Source organism: Streptomyces phytophilus, from assembly GCF_013870535.1.
Classification (GTDB): domain Bacteria; phylum Actinomycetota; class Actinomycetes; order Streptomycetales; family Streptomycetaceae; genus Streptomyces; species Streptomyces phytophilus.
The window spans coordinates 1-1,387 of the sequence record NZ_JACBXC010001461.1; the positions used below are offsets into that span (position 1 = coordinate 1).

Below are 1,387 nucleotides of genomic sequence, written 5' to 3' on the forward strand. Positions count from 1 at the left end.
GCGGATCTCGGCGCGCAGGCCGCCGGGTTCGTCGACGAGCGTGCCGAGGACGTCGAAGACGACGATCTCGGCGTCGCGGATCTCGGGCATGTGTTTCTCCTGTTCACGACGGTCCTGTCGAGATCGGCAACAACGCCGCCGCCCCGCGCATGCCCGGCGGCGGAGAAGAGAAGTCGCCGGACGGGTGCGCGTTCCGTTTACAGCCGCGAAATCCCGCGCTACCGTCATTGGGAGCGCTCCCATTGACCTGTTCACGACGAACGTGAGACCCCCTGCCAGGTCGGTCGCCGGCCCCCGGGACTGCCCTGCGGCCCGTCACGCGCACCGAAGTCGCGGGCTCTCGCGTCAGCGCTCAGGAGAACCCGGAGGAGACCATGACCATGGCTGTCCAACGACTCGTCCGCGCCGGTAGATCGCTGCGCCTGCGGCGTACGCTCGCACTCGCCGGAGTCGCGGGCATCGCGACCGCCGCGCTGGCGGTGCCGACGCCCGCGTCCGCCCACGGCGTCGCGATGGTGCCCGGCTCGCGTACGTTCCTGTGCTACAAGGACCTGATCGCGAACAGCTCCACGCAGATGCCGCAGAACCCGGCGTGCAAGGCGGCGGTGCAGTCCGCAGGCACGACCCCGCTGTACAACTGGTTCGCCGTGCTGGACTCCAACGCCGGCGGGCGCGGCCAGGGCTACGTGGCGGACGGCAAGCTGTGCAGCGCCGGCGACCGGAGCCCGTACAACTTCTCGCCGTACAACGCGGCCCGCACCGACTGGCCGGTCACGCACGTCACGTCCGGCTCGAACGTCAACCTCGAATACAGCAACTGGGCGCACCACCCCGGCAAGTTCGAGGTCTACATCACCAACAGCGGCTGGAGCCCGTCCAAGACGCTGGCCTGGGGCGACCTGACGCACCTCCAGACGGTCACCAACCCGCCGCAGGCGGGCGGCGCGGGCTCGGACGGCGGGCACTACTACTGGAACCTGCAACTGCCGCAGCGCAGCGGGCAGCACATGCTGTTCATCCAGTGGATCCGCTCGGACAGCCAGGAGAACTTCTTCTCCTGCTCCGACGTCGTCTTCGACGGCGGCAACGGCGAGGTCACCGGTCTGACGCCGGGCGCGATGTCGGCGGACGAGGTCCGGGCGCTCGGCGCGGGCCAGGACAACACCAAGGCCGACCCGGTCAAGGGCGCGCACGGCGACCACGGCGCGCAGACGCAGGCGGTGGAGACGCTGGACGCGGGCGACTCGAACCTGGCCGCCGCGTCGGACGACTCCTCGGCGGTGCTGCCGGCGGCGCTGGCGGGCATGGGCGCGGTGATCTTCGCGGGCGGGGCGCTGGTGTACAACCAGCGGCGAAACGGCCCGGGGAGGCAGCAGGTCTGACGCAG

General features: G+C 70.7%; 1 protein-coding gene and 1 pseudogene. One reads left to right on the top strand and one right to left on the bottom strand.

All coding sequences use genetic code 11. From position 1 onward, the window contains the following. A pseudogene (locus H5J30_RS37195) lies at positions 1 to 90 on the bottom strand (haloacid dehalogenase type II); the annotation flags it as partial. A 284-nt stretch (positions 91 to 374) separates the two neighbouring features. Between H5J30_RS37195 and H5J30_RS33360 the strand changes: the two are divergent. Next, a complete protein-coding gene (locus H5J30_RS33360) occupies positions 375 to 1,382 on the top strand; it encodes a lytic polysaccharide monooxygenase auxiliary activity family 9 protein (protein WP_181791472.1) in 1,008 nt (335 codons plus the stop codon). Positions 1,383 to 1,387: the final 5 nt, after the last annotated feature.

What these genes read in the sequence shown, in the direction of transcription:
- H5J30_RS33360 (WP_181791472.1), top strand. Translation starts at nt 375, where the DNA reads ATGACCATGGCTGTCCAACGACTCGTCCGCGCCGGTAGATCGCTGCGC.